Origin of the sequence: Bradyrhizobium sp. 139 (assembly GCF_023074175.1) — a bacterium.
Taxonomy (GTDB): domain Bacteria; phylum Pseudomonadota; class Alphaproteobacteria; order Rhizobiales; family Xanthobacteraceae; genus Bradyrhizobium.
Genome location: NZ_JADPKS010000079.1, coordinates 1 through 1294 on the forward strand (window position 1 = coordinate 1; position 1294 = coordinate 1294).

Consider the following 1294-nt stretch of genomic DNA (forward strand, 5'->3'; position numbering starts at 1 on the left):
CTGCACAGTCCGGATCGTGACCGGATCTCACGCCACAAGATTGAGGGCGGCGATCACGCCGGGCTGCTGGCCTTGCTCGAGAAGATCAAGGCGCGAGCGGCCGAGAAGCTCGGATCGCCGCCGCGGGTGGTGAGCTGCTACGAGGCCGGTTATGACGGCTTTTGGCTGCACCGGCTGTTGCAAGCGGCCGGGATCACCAACTTCGTGTTCGATCCGGCCAGCATTGCGGTGGAGCAGCGGTCGCGGCGGGCGAAGACGGATCGGATCGACGGCGAGCTCATGCTGCGGACCCTGATGGCCTATCTGCGGGGCGAGCCACGGGTGGTCCGGATCGTCCGCGTTCCGAGCGTGGCCGAAGAGGATACCCGGCGAGGGAGCCGGGAACGGGATCGTCTGGTCAAGGAGCAGACGGCCCATGGCAACCGGATCAAGGCGCTGCTGCGTCTGTTGGGCGTGGCGGTCGGCAACCCGCGCCGACGGGACTGGCTCACCTTTCTGGAGCAGCAGCGCGATTGGCAGGGGCAGCCGCTGCCGCCCCATCTGCTGGCCGAGGTGAAGCGCGAGCACGCGCGGCTGACCATGGTACGGGAGCAGCTTGCGGCGCTGGAGCAGGCCCAGGCTGTGCAGACCTGTCCCATTCCAGCGCCGATGGCGGAGCGGCGATCGAACTTGCAGCGGCTCAAGGCGCTCGGCCCCGCCTTCACCCCAGGGCTGGTGGACGAGGTGTTCTACAAGGACTTCCACAACCAGCGCGAGGTCGCCAGCTATTGCGGGTTGGCGCCTAGTCCCTGGAAGAGCGGCGGCATCGATCGCGAGCAGGGCATCAGCAAGGCCGGCAATCGGCGGGCGCGCACCAAGGCGATCGAACTGGCCTGGCTGTGGCTTCGCCATCAAGGCGACAGCGCACTCAGCCGCTGGTTCCGCACACGCACCGCCAACGCCGGCAAGCGGGCCAAACGCATCGCCATCGTGGCTCTGGCCCGCAAGCTGATCGTGGCGCTGTGGCGCTATCTCACCACGGGCCTCGTTCCTGAGGGGGCAATCATGAAGGCATAAAACAAACCGCCATCACGCGTCGCGGCCTCGCCGCGTCCCGTGCGGGATGGATGATGACCGTGCCACCCTAGGGCTTCAAACGTCGTTTTGTAGATGGGTCTCATCCTCGCCAGGCTTCCTCGCCGCAAGCATGCGGAAGGTGGGTACGGATCAAACGATCCGACCGGATATGAGGTGATGCAGTGAGCTGCAGAAAACTTCGGAAGCCAATCCTCGCCCGGAACACGGTCGTCGCGCT

Annotated in this window: 1 protein-coding gene; it reads left to right on the forward strand. The window is 66.2% G+C overall.

Annotation, left to right across the window (positions count from 1 at the left end):
- Entirely contained in the window at positions 1 to 1056 is a 1056-nt protein-coding gene (locus tag IVA80_RS19460; protein WP_256467456.1) for an IS110 family transposase, read from the forward strand.
- Positions 1057 to 1294: the final 238 nt, after the last annotated feature.